Genomic DNA, 13,100 nt, shown 5'->3' on the forward strand with positions numbered 1-13,100 from the left:
TGATGCCGTGACGATGGCGGTTGCCTTCTCCTTGTTTCCGCAGGTCGGTGACGCCAATGGCGTTCACACCTCTTCTGTGGCACCAAGCGGGGTTGCGCGTGGCGCCATGATGGCGTCATGGCCCCGGCCGACGGCGACGAGGGCGGCACCGCTCGTGTCAATCTGCGTCTGCCCGCCCACCTCAAGGCGCGCCGAGGAGGCCGGCCTGGAGGAGTTCGGCGCGGACTTCTGGGCGGACGTCCTCGCCAACCCGCCGTTGGTGATGCTGCGCTGCCGCGCCTGACGGCGGGCCGGGCCTCGGGGCCGCCGCGCGGCAGGCGCCACTTCCGCACCAGGCCCTAGCTAGTAGCGCACCGCCCGTTCCACCTCCGCCCGCACGTCCCCGCTCAGGTCGCGGGTGCTGCGGGCGGTGCCCTTGCCGGACTGGTTCGCCGGCACGTCCGACACCGTCACCACGGACGCGTCGAGGAGGTTGCCGTCCTGGTCCTTGAAGTTGATCTGGACGGCGAAGGACTTCGTCGAGTCGGTCGTGTTCTCCGCCGTGACCTCCACCGAGGCGCGGCCGTCGGAGTCGGTCGTGGTGTCGCCCAGCTGCACCGAGCTCTTGGCGTCGATGCCGCCCTTGATGTCCTCGAACCGGCGGCCCGCCTCCGCCGTCGCCGAGGCGAAGGCCGACGCCGCCCTGCTGGCCACCGAGGCGGGCGTGTCGTCGTCGGAGCAGGAGGTCAGGGCGGTGACGGCCAGGGCGACGGTCATCAGGAGGGTCGTGGTCGTTCGCCGGTGGGGGCGGTGAGCGGGCATACGGGCTCCAAGGGTGCGTTCCGGTCCCTTCAGTGAAGATCCGTGCCGGCCCGTCCGCACTCCGGGCGTCACCCGATCGGCGTCTCCCCCGTGGTGGACGCCCCCTGTCCGGCCGATCGTCGTACCGACCCAGGAACCCGACCGCGGATCACGCGAGAAGTGGGGTACGGCAGCCATGAGCCAGCAGCAGTCGCAGTCGCAGCCGCAGCTGCAGTCGCATGCGAGCGATGCCGCCCACAGCCCTCCGGGGACCGGGGCGGCCGGCGGGGCCGGTGGATCAGGTACGTCCCGGGCGACCTGGCCCTCCGCCGGAGCCGGCACCGAGCCGTCCGCCGCCTCCGGCGGCGCCCCGACCTCCGACCGGGTCACCGGCGGACTCGTCTTCGCCGGTGTGCTGATGCTGGTGAACGGGCTGCTGGCCATCCTCCAGGGCATCTCCGCCATCGCCGAGGACGACGTGTACGCCCGGATCGGCGACTACATCTTCAAGGCCAACCTCACGGCGTGGGGCTGGATCCTGCTCGGCCTCGGCGTCCTCGCCCTCGGTGCCGGCTACGGCATCCTCCAGGGCGCCTGGTGGGCGCGGATCACCGGCATCTTCCTGGCGTCCCTGAGCATGGTCGCCCACTTCCTGTTCCTGCCGTACACCCCGGTCTGGTCGGTGATCATGGTGGGCATCGACTTCTTCGTGATCCTCGCCCTCGCCCTGGCCCCGGACCCCTCCGACACGGCTGCCGCTGCAAGGCGCGGCACCGCCTCAGCAACTCGCTGATCCTGGCCGGGTCGATCAACCCCCAGCCACCCTGTCCGGATGCGGGCAGGGTGGCATGGGCATCGGGCCGTACCCGGGTGCTCAGGTGGTGCGGCTCAGGCGTGGCCTATTCCGCCGCCGCCGAAGGAACCGCTCTTGCCGGGGAGCCAGCGTTTGCGGTGCTGGTCCTCGCTCCGTCTGCTGCCCGCGTGGTGCAGGTCGTGCGGCAGCAGGCGTTCCCGGCCCTGCGCGTGCGGGACCTCGTCGGGTTCGCGCACCTCCCGGAGCTCATGGACCGGGCCGGTGTCGGGCAGGTGCGTCTGTTCATCCGGAGTGGGCCGTGGCAGCTCCCGGTCACGGACCCGCATGCCGAACTGCACCGCCCAGACCAGTGCGCCGGCGATGACCATTCCACCAACGAAGGCGGCGATCACGTTGAGTACTTCGCTCGACGTGGCCGCGAGTTCAAACGTCGCCGTACTCATGCCCCAATTATCACCGAAACGGGCGAATAAGCTCCCGGAGGAAGGAACGGGTCCGCGCTCCGGCGGGTCTACGCGCGTTCCTCCCACTCCTCCTCGTCGCCCAGGTCCGTGAACAGCGTCAGCTGGAGGGCTCCCGGCGCTTCGAGACGCGAATTCAGGGAGTTCCACGGCGTACGGGTCGGCTCCGCCAGGACCTCCGCCCCGGCCGCCGCCAGTCTCGCGGTCGTGGCCGGGGAGTCGTCCACCTGGAAGGCGACCCTGATGTGCCCGGCGACCCGGCGGCCGACCTCCACCTCGTCGATGAAGTCGGCGTGGCCGGGGTCGGTCAGTTCCAGGGTCGCCCGGCCGGCGTCCAGGATGGTCACCCTGCCGTCGGGCGAGGAGAACGCGGCACGCTCCGGGAGCCCGAGTTCGTCACGGTAGAAGCGCAGCGCCTCGTCGTAGTCGGCGGCCGTGACCACCAGGCGGAGCTCGTGGACGCGGGCGGGACGTTCGGCCGGGCTTACGGACTCGGACATGAGCGGCTCCTCTTCGGCGGTCGTCCTCGGTCAACCAGGTCGCGGAGGCGGTTGATTCCGCCGGGGCCGTACGCCCCGCACCGCCCAGGCCCGTGCCGTGAGCGGGACGGAACCGTCCGGCGCGACGGTCACCCGCGCACGCAGTGCGTCGCGCAGACGGTCGCGGGCGGCCGGGGCGAGGGTGGCGACGAAGCCCGGGGCGGGGCCCTGGCCGGCGAGGAAGGGGTCCCACAGGTCGGCGAAGTCCGCGAAGAGCGTCGGCACCTCGACCGGGGTCGTCGAGACGTCGGCGAGTCCCGCGTCGGTCCACAGCCTGTGGAGAGCCTCCGGGCCGCAGCCGGGGAAGCGGCGGGCCTCGTCCAGCGCGGCGGCGGCCGGGTCGGTCGCGGCGGCCACCGCCCAGAAGGCGTGCAGAAAGCATATCGAGCGGTTCGGGAAGCCGCGGATGTGCCCGCGCTGCCACGACCACAAGCTCCGGCTGCGCGTCGGCCGGCGTATCCACAACGCGTGGCGCCGCACCCACCAAGCCGGCGCCCGCTGAGGCATCGACCGCGCTGCCGAGGGGCAGCGTCCATCAGATCGCCCCGATGCGAAGGAGCATGCGCATGAGCAGCAAGCCACCCTCCCGTATGGCCACTTAGCTGTGCCCGCCGACCTCTTGGCGACCGCCCTGTACGGGTTCGGCCAGTACGAGGCGGCCGCGATCGAGCAGCGGGCCGACGGGCTGCGACCCAGCACCAAGACGTGCGAGGCAGTCGTATGGCTGTGGGAGAACGGGCACCAGGACGAGGCCACCAACCTGATCGGCACGGTGTGCGCGGTCCTGCGCGGCCGGCCTGTGCCGGGAGGCGTCGGCCGTATCACGCACGGCGCAGTCATCGACGCGTTCGGCGTGGAGCTCGGCGAGCTCGGCATGACGCCGGACGGCGGGTGGGCGCCGATCGCCGCGCACCTCAACCGCGAGGTGCCGCGCGGGTTCTGACCCCACGCGCCTTCAGCCCCCTGCATGGCTCACACGGTCATGCAGAGGGCTTCGGCGTACCCGGCCCAGGTGTGCACCGTCGACCTTGGCCTCTCCCCGCGCTACTTTGATTGAAGCCCGCGCCAAGGCACTGAGCGCATCACGCGCTCCTGATCGAAAGTGACTTGGCCATGGGCATGTCCCTCACCCCGGCGCGTACAGCGCGTCTCTTCGCCGGCCTCGGCACCCAGCAGCAGGCATTCCCCAGCAGCGGGCGGCCCGTTCCGCTGCCGCACTGCCCGGCCTGCCGCCGCCGACCGTCCGAGATCGTGCTCAAGGCGGACGGATCCGCCGTCGACTTCGACGAGTGCGGCCACCGCTTCACCCTCACACGGGCGGCGCTCCTCGCCGGCCTCGCGGCGCAGCGTTCAGTCTGAGCCGCTAAAGCGCCCGCCTCGATCCGTCGGGGCGGGCGGCCTCGGCATGCGCCAGGGGAACGGGTGTCAGAGCTCGACGTAGCATCGGAGTGGGCGCGGGGCCTGACAAAAGGACATCCCCATGTCTGCGCCCTACATCCCTGACGGCGTCATCCTTCGCGGCGGCCCCTACGACGGCCGCACACTCCCGTTGCTCGGCGACCCGCTCTGCCCGGCCGATGTGCTGGCGTACCACGACGACGCCGACCGCCACGTCCATACACCGCGCCCCCTCGTCGAGGAGGACGACGGTCCGCTGTGGCTGTACGTGTGCCTGCGTACCGAGCCGCTCAGTTGAGGAGCACGTGCCCAGAAACCCCGCGCCGAGAGCCGTGCCAAGCGTGTGCCATCTGGCCGCAACGTCGCAGGTCAGGACCGCCCCACCGCATCGGTCAGTGCTTCTCGCCCATGGCCGCTCGCAGCCAGTCGAGCGGAGCTTGGGCCAACAGCTGGTCGGCGAGCAGCTGGCCGGACTTGGTGACGATCCGGGCCCGGCTGTTGTCCACCCACCGCTGGGCCGCCTCGTACCCCTGCCCCTTGTACTCCAGGCCCTGCAGCATGCACTCCAGCTTGTCCGCGTCGCGCGCGCAGATGGCCTCGGGTGTCTCGCGCGCCTCGTACTCGGCGACGACCGCACGGACCACGTCGCGCAGGACCTCGGGCATGCCGGCCGTCTGGTCCGCCGTCACCGCTACCGGGTCGCCCGGGGCCGCGTACTTCTTCCCCAGGTGGTTCACGTCGCCGGTGCGCGTCTCCTGCGAGTCGTGCCACACCGCCAGGTGCGCGGCACGCGCGGCGTCGGCGCCCTCCAGAGTGGCGATGACCGAGGCGATGACGGACGTGCGCCACGCGTGCTCGGCGACGCTCTCGGGGTCACGAACGCCCGCCATCCACCAGCCCGTTCGCCGGGCCGTCTTCAACGTGCCCGACTCCCACAGGAAGTGGGCCACGTCCGCCAGGTCCTGGTCACCCACTGGTGTCCCCTTTCACGCCTCGGCGAGGCGGATTGCGTACCGGATGCCCTCCAGCTCCCGCCGAGCCTTCGGCGAAAGCCCGGAGTCATCCAACATCACAGGCAGGCGTTTGCGCAGTGCCTGCCCGGCCGCCGACTGTGCGCGCAGCAGGATGGGGCGCGCGGCGAGCAGGGTCCACAGCGTGTGAACGTTGAGGTCAAAGAAACCGTGCTGCGGGGTGAGGCCGCGGACCAGGTGGGCCATCAGCCGGTTGCCGTGCCAGGGGCCGGGCGTCGCCTCGCCAATGAAGTCGTCCGACAATTGGACGTGCGAGGACTCACCGACCCAGTACGCCCAGTAGTTCAGGTTCGCCGCCTCGGCCTGGTGGTCATCACCGAGGGTGCGGCCGATGAAGTGGGCCATGCGGTCCCGGTCGCCCTGCCGCGCTGCCACGGCCGCGACGGAACGGGAGTTGAGCCACCGCGTCAGCCAGTCGTCCGGCCGCTCGGTCCGCTGCTGGTGCGCCAGCCACTCGGAGGTGTCGGCGTCCCGGTCGAACCCGGCGAGGTGGAGGGCCTGCCGACGCAGCAGGAAGTCCCGGCCCCCTCGTGCCTGTTCGGCCGTCGCGCGCATGCGGCTGAAGAAGCGGCGTCGGTCGACCGTGGGCAGTTCCGGCGCCGTCGGCACCGGCCCGCGGCGCGGACGAGGGGGCGCCGGAAGGTCCCGCACAGGGCCGGGCGGAACACCGTTGAGCGGCCAGGTCAGCACCTCTACGAGGTCGCGCTGCATGACCCAGGCCCCGAGTGGATTGGGCCCGGCGGGCGCCTCGTCCTCCAATGCGCTGGCCAGCAGCATGTCAGCTGCCATCGCCCGTTCGAGGGCGGACAGTAGGGCGGGCACCGCGCCCATCTGCATGAGTAGGTGGCGGTGTACCAACATCTGCCCCACTGGCAGGGAAGTCAGCGGCCGACGCCCCGTCTCCCAGCCAGCGACCGTGTCCGCCGCCACCCCGAACAGCTCCGCGAGGCTGTCCTGCGTGTGCCCTGACTGCTCACGGATGACCCGGAAGACGTAGCCCGAGATGATGCCCGCGCGGCCTCGCCCGGGCGTTCCCTGACCACTGGTCGGGGTTCCGTGCGCCTGCTGCCCCATGGCGTCCCCCTTGCCCGCTCACGACGGGCTCTTACCCGTACTCACGGTCACTACAGGCGGCAATCACGCCTACCTACTGTCATGGGTGATTACCGGGCAACTCAGCGTAGTGGGAGTGATGTCGCCATGACCGCCTCCAGCGGAGAAGGAACCCGAGCGGGCGGGGATCCGCCAGACATCGCCACGATGCGCGCCACGGCGGCGCCCGTCCTCGGTCCGGACGATGGACCGGACGCGTTGCCGCCGAACGCTGCGGGCTTGAAGACGCTGGATAGCACCCTGCGCGGTCACCTTGAGGTGCTCATCCCCGAGGTGCAGAAGGCGGCCGGTCCGCGCCCCGAGAACGTACAGACGTATTGCGCACTCGCCTGCGTGGGCGAGGCGCGCGGGAAGCTGACCGTGGCTGCCGGCGACGCGCTGCCTTCCCGCGTCCGCCACGCCCGGCGCCTGGCCCGCGTCCTGCTCGCCCTGTGCGAGCACTACGAGCGGCTCACCGGCAGCGGGGAGACGGCTGAGCAGACCGCCCTGCGGCTCATGGGAGAGCACGCTACGACGTGCCCGACGTGCCGGACGCGGGACGACGAGGGGCACGCTGACGTCCCCTGCGCCGACGCCGACCGGCTGTACGACGCGTGGCGGCAGACGCGGCGCGGCGCCTTCGCGCATGTCGGCTGACGAGCTCCCGCACTCGGCAGCGCGCGGCGCGCCGGCAGCGGGATGACCGCGGCCGCCTCTGCCCCCTTCGGGGCCGCCGCCATGAGCTCCCGTCCGCCCTCTCAGTGCTCCACGCGTTACGAGAGGACGGGCGGGCCAGCGCCTCGCATCCGAGGCGTCCGTCCACATGAGGAGGAAGAGCGTGACCATCGCGTTGGAACGTCCCGTGGGCACCACCGACCCGATCACCCTGGTTGAACCCAAGGTGGCGAGCCGGCTTGTCTACCGCATCACCACCGACCACCCGGAGATCAGCGACGAGACCGCGCGCCGCATCGTCGGCCAGGCCGCCGCGTTCGTCGCCGCCTCCGGCCAGCGGCCGAGTCGGGGCCACGTACCGAGCGAGCTGGTCGACTACGGCTGGCACGCGTTCATCCTGCACACCGTCGACTACGCCGCGTTCTGCGAGCGCGTCGCCGGCCGGTTCGTCCACCACGTCCCCACAGGCGAAGACGAGCAGGTGCCCGGCGGAGCGGCGGCCGCGCGTGAGCGCACTATGGCCGCGATCGAGGCCGCCGGATACACCGTGGACGCCGAGCTGTGGAACTCAGCGGCCGACTGCAACCAGTGCCACGCCGGATGCCACGACAGCCCGAAGAGCGGCTGACAGCACAGTGCCAGCTGTAAGACACTCCAGCCGTCCGGCCTTGCGTCGGGCGGCTGGCCCTGTGAGCGGAGACCACGTGACAGACACGGCGATCGCCTGGGACACCTACGCACGCCAGCGGCCAGAGCGTCGGCCGGTGAACTCCCGCGGCGAGACAACCTGGTTCAACTGGACCCAGTACGAAGACCACGGCCCCGGCGCCGAACTGCTCGACCTGCCCGCGGGCGGGCGCGTCCTGGACCTGGGCTGCGGCAAGGGCGGCAACGCGGTCCACCTGGCCTCGCTCGGCATGCAGGCCGTCGGCGTGGACGTGTCGCACGTGCAGCTGCGCGCGGCCGGCCAGCGGTGGGGCGAGGTGCCGGGGCTGGAGCTGCACCACACTGAGGCGATCGCCTACCTGCAAGACCCCGGGGAGCCGTTCGACGCCGCTTACTCGGTGTACGGGGCCGTGTGGTTCACCGACCCGGACCTGCTGCTGCCCCTGGTACGTGAGCGGCTGCGCCCGGGCGGCCGCCTGGTGTTCTCCCAGCGTCCGCCGGTCGAGGGCTGCTACGGCTGCCAGGCCTCCTACATCCCGCGCGGAGACGACGAGGACCCACTCGTGGTGAAGCGCTGGGACTACGAGCCCGCGGTGTGGGTGCAGCTGCTCGCCGAGTACGGATTCGGGGAGGCACGGGCCACCGTGCTCGATGCGCCGCCCGGTCGGCGCAAGGTCGGAACGCTGATCGTGTCCGCCCGCGCCTGATCACTCGCTGCGGACACGACGATGGCCGGGTTCCCGCTGGCACACGAATCCGGCCCCGCGGACCGGCGCGGCGGCGGCCGCGGCCACGAAAGCCCCGGAGCGGTCGCAGCCCAGCACCCGGCGCGGGTCGTGCCGCTCCGCCACCAGCGCCGACAGCGCGCCCGTGCCGCAGAAGAGGCACCGCGAGCGACGATCGGTCGGCATGCGCGGCGATCGTGGACCGGGCGGGGCCGGGGGAGTCGTACCGGAGGACCTCGGGGCTGCGGTGACGAGGTGGCGGGCGGCGGCCACGGGAACGGGGGAGGGCCGCCGCCCGCCGGGGCGTCAGCCGCCGGTCTTGCCGAGCAGCTTGTTCATCTCCTGGATCTCGGCGGTCTGGGCGGTGACCACGGCGTCGGCGAGCTCGGTCGACGGGCCGTGGCGGCCCTCGCCCTTCTCGGTCTCGGCCATCTTCACGGCGCCTTCGTGATGTTCGACCATGAGGGTGAGGAAGAGGGTGTCGAAGGCCTTGCCGGACGCCTTCATGAGCTCGTCCATGTCCTTCGCGTCCATCATCCCGGCCATCCCCGAGCCGCCGGAGTGACCGGCGTGGCCCGTGCCGGGCGCGGCCGACGGCACGTCCTCACCCCAGGCCCTCAACCAGCCGGACATGGTCTTGATCTCCGGGTCCTGGGCCTTGCGGATCCGCTCGGCGAGGTCCTTGACCTCGGCGGACGAGGCGCGGTCGGCGGCCATCTCCGCCATCTGCAACGCCTGCTGGTGGTGCGGGATCATGCCCTGCGCGAAGGTGACGTCCTGCGCGTTGTGCGCGTCGGCGCTCGCGGTGGACGAGGAGGACGCGTCGGCCGCGGCGTCCGAGCCGCCGCCGTCCGTGCCGCACGCGGCGAGGACGAGGGCGGCGGTGACGGCCGTGGCGGCCAGGACGGTCCGGCGGACGAAGGTACGTGTGCTGGTCATGCTGAGAACTCCTGCGGTGTGCACGGGATGCCGCGCCCTCGCGGGGCGTGGCACGGACATGGCTGAGCGCCGTACGCCCCGGTGGTGACGGGGACGGCCCGGCCTTGTCCTAGGTCCGCAGGATCTGCAGTTCGGCCAGTGAGGGAGGCGCGCGGTCGCCGTCCGGCACCGCGGCCGGTGAGCGGCGGTCGAGGTCGCCCGTGACGCCGGTCCCGGCCGGGGAGGGCACCAGGGCCGGGAGCACGGGACCGGTGGCGACGGCGCCGGAGGCACAGGTCGGGTCGGCGTGCCGGTCGTGTCCGCCGCTCGTGCCGTCGCCGCTGCAGACGGCCTCGTCGGTCATGGCCGCCGGATGCCCGCTCATGGCGCGGGCGTGCCCGTGCCCCGGTGCGGAGTGCGACGCGTCCGTGCCGCCGGGCCCGAGTCCGTGCATGCCGAACAGCCCGGCGAGCAGCCCGAGCAGCAGAAGCATGCGCCACGGTCCCGGGATCGGGAGCCGCGGCGCACGGTGATGCTGTGCACGGGCTGTCACGCCCTCATCGTACGTACGCCGTGCGTGAGCGACTCAACAGACCTCCGGCAGACGGCCCTACGGTGACTTTGCCATCTCTTTACAACCCGTCCCCCCGCTGCCTCGTCTCTCCGCTCGACCCGTCACCCAGCCCGCCGGACACGGCAGTACCGGCGGACCGACGAAAGAGAGCGAGTCCATGCGCCGCACCACGTTCAGCGCCCTGGCACTGACCTGCACGGCCCTCCTGGCCGCCGCCACCCCCGCGTTCGCCGACTCGGCCACCCCGAGCCCCGTCCCCAGCCCGACCCGGGCCCCCTCGGCCACCGCCTCGCCGACCCCCACCACCGAGCCGACCCGGCACCCCTCCCCCGTCCCCTCGGCCCCGTCGGCCGAGCCGACCCGGGCGCCGGGCGGCGGTCAGGTCTCCGTCCGGCCGTCCGGGGCGCCCGACACCGGCGTGACGCCGGCCTCGGGCACCGGGAGCGACAGGGGCGGGCTGATCGGCGGTGGCGCGGCCGCGCTGCTGCTGGCCGGCGGCGCCACGACGTTCGTCGTACGGCGTCGGAGGGCGACCGGCGCATGACGGGGCTCTCCAGGCGGGCGTTCACCACGGCGGCGCTGGCGTCGCTGCTGGTGGGCTGCGCCGGACAGGCCACCGAGCAGGACGCGAGCGCGAGCGCCAGAAGGTCGAGAGGGCGGGACGGGACGGGCGACGGCTCGTCCTCCGACTCCTCGGCGTCGGCGAACTCGGCTCGCGCGCTGGGCCGTTCGGTGCCGGTCCGGCTGCGGATCCCGGCGATCGGCGTCGACACCCCCGTCATGGGGCTCGGCCTGGCGCGGGACGGCACCGTGGAGGTGCCGCCGATCACCGCCGACGACCGGGCGGGCTGGTACCGGCACTCGCCGACGCCGGGCCAGGTCGGCCCGTCGGTGATCCTCGGCCATGTCACGGTCGGCGCCTACGGCGACGGTGTCTTCCGCCGCCTGGGGGAACTGCGGCGGGGCGACCGGATCGTGGCGCGCAGGCAGGACGGCTCCTCGGCGGAGTTCACGGTCGGCGCCGTCCGGACGGTGGCCAAGGCCGACTTCCCGGCGGACCGGGTCTACGGGGACGTCGACCGCCCGGAGCTGCGTCTGATCACGTGCGGGGGCCCGCGCGAGGGCCAGGAGTACCGCGACAACGTGATCGTGTTCGCGTCGCTGAGCCCGGCGGCCCCTTGACCGAGGAAGAGGGATCCGGATCCGGGCCGGGCGGCCGGGGGAACGCGAGCCGACGGCCCGGCATCCTCCCTCATGGGCCCGCAGGAGCCGGCCCCGCGAACGTCGTTCCGCCGTCCCGATCATGGAGTGCGTTGAAACGGTCCCGAGACAGGGCAGCGTCCGAGCTGTTCGCTGCCCTGTACCCGCGCCTGGCCGGCTGGTGCCGCCGTCTCGTCGACGACGACGAGACGGCGCACGAGATCGCCTCCGAGGCCTTCACCAGGCTGTGGGCCCGCTGGAACCGGGTGGAGGAACCGCGCGGCTTCCTCTACGTCACCGCCGCGAACCTCGTCCGGGACCACTGGCGCAAACTGGAGCGCGAGCGCAGGGCGATGCGGCGGGCCACGACGGAGGCGGCCGTCAACGCGCACACGGAACAGACGGACCCGTCGGTGCGTCTGCTGGTCCAGTCCCTCCCCGAACGGCTCCGCACCCCGATCCTCCTCCACTACTACGCTGACATGCCGATCCGGGAGGTGTCCGTGCTGACCGGACGCAAGGAAGGGACCGTCAAGGCCGATCTGCACGCGGCCCGCGAACTGCTCCGCGTCCACCTGAGGAGAAGCCTTGACCACACGCTTTGACGAGGACGACGTGGACGGCCCGGAGTTCGGCCCCGACGATCCCCTCGCGGTCATCCTCCGCCCGCCGGCTGACCACCTCGCCCCGCCCTCCGGCCACTACGAGACGCTGCGCCGCAAGGCGTCCCGCCGGCGCCTGCTGCGTACGGCGACCGGGGTGGGCGTGACCTGCGCCGTGGCGCTGCTGGTCGCGCTGCCGTTCACCACGGGCCGCTCCGACGGGCCGGCCGACCCCGCGCCCCCGCTCGCGCCCCCGTCCACGAGCGACCGCACGACACCGCCCTCCCCCTCGCCCACCACCCCGCGTCCCTCGGCGTCCGCGACCCGCACCCCGCCCCCGGGCCGGACGGCGTCCCCGACGCCGACCGCGCGGCCCGGGACACCGACCTCGGAGCCCACCCGCAATCCACAGGCTGTGGGTTCCCGGACGCCGGACGCGACGCCGACCCCCACGCCCCGGCCGTCTACGGAACCGACGCGCAGGACCGGCGACGAGGCGACACCGTCCGCCGGGTAGTCAGGTGGCGGCGGGTCAGTGCGCCGCGAACTGGACCCCGGTCGGCTGCGCCACGTCGGGACGTATCGCGAGCCCGTCGACCGTCAGCGTCTCGCCGTAGATGTCCGTGAGCCGGATCGCCGCCCCGCAGCCCGCGCCCTGCCCGGACAGGAAGTAGTTGTACTCGGTGCGCGTCAGCCGCTGCCAGCCGCCGGCCGTGCGCACCTCCAGGCGGGCCAGGGGGTTGCGGTGGCCCACCGCCTGGATCTCGCACCAGTAGCGGCTGGAGCCGGTCTTGTAGCGGACCGAGATCTTCTCGGAGACATCCGGGCTCAGCAGCCGCCAGGTGATCGGGATCTGTCCCGTGACGGGCGCGGCCAGCCTGGCGAAGGCCTGGGCGCTGAGGTCGAGTTGGCCGGGGGCGCAGGGCAGGGGGCACTCGTTGGTGATCCGGACCGTGACGGTGGCACCGCTCGCCGCCCGGACCCGGACGTACGCCCCACAGGCCTTGGAGGTCTCGTAGTCCGTGGTGTTCATCGCCGCGGTCATGACGTCGTCGGTCGGGCCGAACAGGCAGGCCCCGTCGCCGTCACCGGTGTCGTAGAAGGTGGCGGTTCCCTTGTGGTCGACGCCGGGGCGTATCCGCCCCGCCAACGGGGCGGAGGCCGAGGCGGGTCGAGGGGTGGCGGTGGGGGACGCCTTGGTGGGCTTCGGCGCCGGCTTCTTCGGTGTGGACGTCGGCTCGGGCGTGGGCTTCGGCTTCGGGGCGGGTGTCGAGGGCGGGGTGGCCGAGCGGGCGGTCGCGGCGGCCGGCTCGGCCGTCGACGCGACCACCTTGGTCTCACCGTCGGGGCGCAGGGCCACGACCAGGGCCACGGCCACGGCGACGGCCGCCACGACGGCGGCGGAGACGAGGGCCGTGCGCCGCTTGTCCGGGGACCGGCGATGGGGACGGGAACGGGGACTGGATGCCACGGGTGGGTCCTTACGCGATTCGGTGAGAGCTGGCCATGTGTCAGTGGTCGCCGAGGGCGGAAAGGTTGCCGCGCGTTCCGGGGTACGCGGAAATTCCCTCGCGCCGTCCGCGAGCCGGGAGTTACGCTCGCCGCGATGACGACTCATTCTGCTG

General features: G+C 72.7%; 21 protein-coding genes and 1 pseudogene. 12 read left to right on the forward strand and 10 right to left on the reverse strand.

Going from position 1 to position 13,100, the window contains the following annotated elements; genetic code table 11:
• Window positions 1-120: 120 nt before the first annotated feature.
• Window positions 121-342, forward strand: a pseudogene (locus tag AC3ETA_RS20635) (hypothetical protein); the annotation flags it as partial.
• Here the strand turns inward: AC3ETA_RS20635 and AC3ETA_RS20640 are convergent.
• Complete coding sequence (locus tag AC3ETA_RS20640) at window positions 343-756, reverse strand: FxLYD domain-containing protein (RefSeq protein WP_432194383.1); 414 nt, start codon at window positions 754-756, stop codon at window positions 343-345.
• Between the two features lie 220 nt (window positions 757-976).
• Between AC3ETA_RS20640 and AC3ETA_RS20645 the strand changes: the two genes are divergently transcribed.
• The gene (locus AC3ETA_RS20645) at window positions 977-1,573 is read left to right on the forward strand and encodes a DUF7144 family membrane protein (RefSeq protein WP_432194384.1); all 597 of its coding nucleotides are present in this window, start codon (window positions 977-979) and stop codon (window positions 1,571-1,573) included.
• A 95-nt stretch (window positions 1,574-1,668) separates the two neighbouring features.
• Here AC3ETA_RS20645 and AC3ETA_RS20650 read toward each other — a convergent pair whose 3' ends face one another.
• From AC3ETA_RS20650 to AC3ETA_RS20660, 3 genes are all read right to left on the reverse strand, one after another.
• On the reverse strand, window positions 1,669-2,037 hold the full coding sequence (locus tag AC3ETA_RS20650) for a DUF6479 family protein (RefSeq protein ID WP_432194385.1): 369 nt from the start codon (window positions 2,035-2,037) through the stop codon (window positions 1,669-1,671).
• A 68-nt stretch (window positions 2,038-2,105) separates the two neighbouring features.
• Complete coding sequence (locus AC3ETA_RS20655; RefSeq protein WP_432194386.1) at window positions 2,106-2,555, reverse strand: VOC family protein; 450 nt, start codon at window positions 2,553-2,555, stop codon at window positions 2,106-2,108.
• Between the two features lie 30 nt (window positions 2,556-2,585).
• The gene (locus tag AC3ETA_RS20660; RefSeq protein ID WP_432194387.1) at window positions 2,586-2,951 is read right to left on the reverse strand and encodes a hypothetical protein; all 366 of its coding nucleotides are present in this window, start codon (window positions 2,949-2,951) and stop codon (window positions 2,586-2,588) included.
• Between the two features lie 247 nt (window positions 2,952-3,198).
• Here AC3ETA_RS20660 and AC3ETA_RS20665 point away from each other — a divergent pair, with 247 nt between their 5' ends.
• The 3 genes from AC3ETA_RS20665 (at window position 3,199) to AC3ETA_RS20675 (ending at window position 4,290) form a co-directional block, all read left to right on the forward strand.
• The gene (locus tag AC3ETA_RS20665) at window positions 3,199-3,537 is read left to right on the forward strand and encodes a hypothetical protein (RefSeq protein WP_432194388.1); all 339 of its coding nucleotides are present in this window, start codon (window positions 3,199-3,201) and stop codon (window positions 3,535-3,537) included.
• Window positions 3,538-3,707: 170 nt separating this feature from the next.
• On the forward strand, window positions 3,708-3,953 hold the full coding sequence (locus tag AC3ETA_RS20670; RefSeq protein ID WP_432194389.1) for a hypothetical protein: 246 nt from the start codon (window positions 3,708-3,710) through the stop codon (window positions 3,951-3,953).
• A 121-nt stretch (window positions 3,954-4,074) separates the two neighbouring features.
• Window positions 4,075-4,290, forward strand: a complete 216-nt coding sequence (locus AC3ETA_RS20675) for a hypothetical protein (protein ID WP_432194390.1) — start codon at window positions 4,075-4,077, stop codon at window positions 4,288-4,290.
• A gap of 94 nt (window positions 4,291-4,384) precedes the next feature.
• On the opposite strand, the gene AC3ETA_RS20680 is transcribed toward AC3ETA_RS20675, so the two are convergent.
• Complete coding sequence (locus tag AC3ETA_RS20680) at window positions 4,385-4,966, reverse strand: HD domain-containing protein (RefSeq protein ID WP_432194391.1); 582 nt, start codon at window positions 4,964-4,966, stop codon at window positions 4,385-4,387.
• A gap of 12 nt (window positions 4,967-4,978) precedes the next feature.
• Window positions 4,979-6,097 carry a helix-turn-helix domain-containing protein gene (locus AC3ETA_RS20685; RefSeq protein WP_432194392.1) on the reverse strand — a complete coding sequence of 373 codons (1,119 nt, stop codon included), beginning with the start codon at window positions 6,095-6,097 and terminating at the stop codon, window positions 4,979-4,981.
• A gap of 186 nt (window positions 6,098-6,283) precedes the next feature.
• Between AC3ETA_RS20685 and AC3ETA_RS20690 the strand changes: the two genes are divergently transcribed.
• The 3 genes from AC3ETA_RS20690 to AC3ETA_RS20700 all read left to right on the forward strand — a co-directional run bounded on the left by AC3ETA_RS20690 (window position 6,284) and on the right by AC3ETA_RS20700 (window position 8,163).
• Window positions 6,284-6,772 carry a DUF6415 family natural product biosynthesis protein gene (locus AC3ETA_RS20690; protein WP_432194513.1) on the forward strand — a complete coding sequence of 163 codons (489 nt, stop codon included), beginning with the start codon at window positions 6,284-6,286 and terminating at the stop codon, window positions 6,770-6,772.
• Window positions 6,773-6,953: 181 nt separating this feature from the next.
• Window positions 6,954-7,418 (forward strand): glycine-rich domain-containing protein, encoded by a 465-nt coding sequence (locus AC3ETA_RS20695; RefSeq protein WP_432194393.1) that lies wholly within the window; start codon window positions 6,954-6,956, stop codon window positions 7,416-7,418.
• Window positions 7,419-7,494: 76 nt separating this feature from the next.
• Window positions 7,495-8,163: a class I SAM-dependent methyltransferase gene (locus AC3ETA_RS20700; protein WP_432194394.1), complete on the forward strand. Its 669-nt coding sequence runs from the start codon at window positions 7,495-7,497 to the stop codon at window positions 8,161-8,163.
• On the opposite strand, the gene AC3ETA_RS20705 is transcribed toward AC3ETA_RS20700, so the two are convergent.
• The 3 genes from AC3ETA_RS20705 to AC3ETA_RS20715 all read right to left on the reverse strand — a co-directional run bounded on the left by AC3ETA_RS20705 (window position 8,164) and on the right by AC3ETA_RS20715 (window position 9,592).
• A complete protein-coding gene (locus AC3ETA_RS20705) occupies window positions 8,164-8,367 on the reverse strand; it encodes a class I SAM-dependent methyltransferase (protein WP_432194395.1) in 204 nt (67 codons plus the stop codon).
• A 120-nt stretch (window positions 8,368-8,487) separates the two neighbouring features.
• Window positions 8,488-9,120, reverse strand: coding sequence for a DUF305 domain-containing protein (locus tag AC3ETA_RS20710; protein ID WP_432194396.1), 633 nt, complete (start codon window positions 9,118-9,120; stop codon window positions 8,488-8,490).
• 109 nt (window positions 9,121-9,229) lie between these two features.
• A complete protein-coding gene (locus AC3ETA_RS20715; RefSeq protein ID WP_432194397.1) occupies window positions 9,230-9,592 on the reverse strand; it encodes a DUF6153 family protein in 363 nt (120 codons plus the stop codon).
• A gap of 238 nt (window positions 9,593-9,830) precedes the next feature.
• Between AC3ETA_RS20715 and AC3ETA_RS20720 the strand changes: the two genes are divergently transcribed.
• The 4 genes from AC3ETA_RS20720 (at window position 9,831) to AC3ETA_RS20735 (ending at window position 11,992) form a co-directional block, all read left to right on the forward strand.
• Window positions 9,831-10,217, forward strand: coding sequence for a sortase-dependent protein (locus AC3ETA_RS20720; protein WP_432194398.1), 387 nt, complete (start codon window positions 9,831-9,833; stop codon window positions 10,215-10,217).
• Window positions 10,214-10,855, forward strand: coding sequence for a class F sortase (locus AC3ETA_RS20725; RefSeq protein WP_432194399.1), 642 nt, complete (start codon window positions 10,214-10,216; stop codon window positions 10,853-10,855). Before AC3ETA_RS20720 ends, AC3ETA_RS20725 begins: the two co-directional genes overlap by 4 nt.
• A 131-nt stretch (window positions 10,856-10,986) precedes the next feature.
• Window positions 10,987-11,478, forward strand: coding sequence for an RNA polymerase sigma factor (locus AC3ETA_RS20730; RefSeq protein WP_093746674.1), 492 nt, complete (start codon window positions 10,987-10,989; stop codon window positions 11,476-11,478).
• Window positions 11,462-11,992 (forward strand): hypothetical protein, encoded by a 531-nt coding sequence (locus AC3ETA_RS20735; RefSeq protein WP_432194400.1) that lies wholly within the window; start codon window positions 11,462-11,464, stop codon window positions 11,990-11,992. Before AC3ETA_RS20730 ends, AC3ETA_RS20735 begins: the two co-directional genes overlap by 17 nt.
• Window positions 11,993-12,007: 15 nt before the next feature.
• Here the strand turns inward: AC3ETA_RS20735 and AC3ETA_RS20740 are convergent, their stop codons facing one another.
• Window positions 12,008-12,946: an expansin EXLX1 family cellulose-binding protein gene (locus AC3ETA_RS20740; protein WP_432194401.1), complete on the reverse strand. Its 939-nt coding sequence runs from the start codon at window positions 12,944-12,946 to the stop codon at window positions 12,008-12,010.
• Between the last annotated feature and the right edge of the window lie 154 nt (window positions 12,947-13,100).

The sequence above is a fragment of the Streptomyces sp. bgisy027 genome, assembly GCF_057710365.1.

Bases quoted from the DNA above. Each gene is read 5' to 3' on its own strand.
- AC3ETA_RS20640 (WP_432194383.1), bottom strand. From the start codon at position 756: ATGACCGTCGCCCTGGCCGTCACCGCCCTGACCTCCTGCTCCGACGAC.
- AC3ETA_RS20645 (WP_432194384.1), top strand. From the start codon at position 977: ATGAGCCAGCAGCAGTCGCAGTCGCAGCCGCAGCTGCAGTCGCATGCG.
- AC3ETA_RS20650 (WP_432194385.1), bottom strand. From the start codon at position 2,037: ATGAGTACGGCGACGTTTGAACTCGCGGCCACGTCGAGCGAAGTACTC.
- AC3ETA_RS20655 (WP_432194386.1), bottom strand. From the start codon at position 2,555: ATGTCCGAGTCCGTAAGCCCGGCCGAACGTCCCGCCCGCGTCCACGAG.
- AC3ETA_RS20670 (WP_432194389.1), top strand. From the start codon at position 3,708: ATGGGCATGTCCCTCACCCCGGCGCGTACAGCGCGTCTCTTCGCCGGC.
- AC3ETA_RS20675 (WP_432194390.1), top strand. From the start codon at position 4,075: ATGTCTGCGCCCTACATCCCTGACGGCGTCATCCTTCGCGGCGGCCCC.
- AC3ETA_RS20685 (WP_432194392.1), bottom strand. From the start codon at position 6,097: ATGGGGCAGCAGGCGCACGGAACCCCGACCAGTGGTCAGGGAACGCCC.
- AC3ETA_RS20690 (WP_432194513.1), top strand. From the start codon at position 6,284: ATGCGCGCCACGGCGGCGCCCGTCCTCGGTCCGGACGATGGACCGGAC.
- AC3ETA_RS20705 (WP_432194395.1), bottom strand. From the start codon at position 8,367: ATGCCGACCGATCGTCGCTCGCGGTGCCTCTTCTGCGGCACGGGCGCG.
- AC3ETA_RS20710 (WP_432194396.1), bottom strand. From the start codon at position 9,120: ATGACCAGCACACGTACCTTCGTCCGCCGGACCGTCCTGGCCGCCACG.
- AC3ETA_RS20715 (WP_432194397.1), bottom strand. From the start codon at position 9,592: ATGCTTCTGCTGCTCGGGCTGCTCGCCGGGCTGTTCGGCATGCACGGA.
- AC3ETA_RS20720 (WP_432194398.1), top strand. From the start codon at position 9,831: ATGCGCCGCACCACGTTCAGCGCCCTGGCACTGACCTGCACGGCCCTC.
- AC3ETA_RS20725 (WP_432194399.1), top strand. From the start codon at position 10,214: ATGACGGGGCTCTCCAGGCGGGCGTTCACCACGGCGGCGCTGGCGTCG.